1 protein-coding gene is annotated in these 329 nt (G+C 37.1%); it reads right to left on the reverse strand.

Annotated elements, in window-relative coordinates; all coding sequences use genetic code 11:
* Positions 1-61: 61 nt before the first annotated feature.
* The coding region (locus OKC24_RS20015) for an integrase core domain-containing protein (RefSeq protein ID WP_188322668.1) at positions 62-329 on the reverse strand (268 nt) is incomplete at its 5' end.

Consider the following 329-nt stretch of genomic DNA (forward strand, 5'->3'; position numbering starts at 1 on the left):
AGAGGTGGTTCCACTTGTTTGAACAACTAAAAGCGTATTTATAAGTGATATTCCGCTCTAGTTAAGCCACCTTGTTTTGTTGGGGTAGCTGATCATAGTAAAACTCATTTGGTGTCATTTTGTCTAGACTCGAATGAGGTCGTTTCAGATTATAAAACTCAAAATATGCACTCAATTGCTTTTTCGCATCTGTGACACTGCTATAAGCTTTGAGATACACCTCTTCATATTTAACGCTCCGCCATAATCGTTCAACCATCACATTATCTACCCATCGACCTTTACCATCCATACTGATTTGAATGCCATTTGATTTCAATACATCAATA

Origin of the sequence: Acinetobacter entericus (assembly GCF_026168575.1) — a bacterium.
GTDB lineage: Bacteria > Pseudomonadota > Gammaproteobacteria > Pseudomonadales > Moraxellaceae > Acinetobacter > Acinetobacter bouvetii.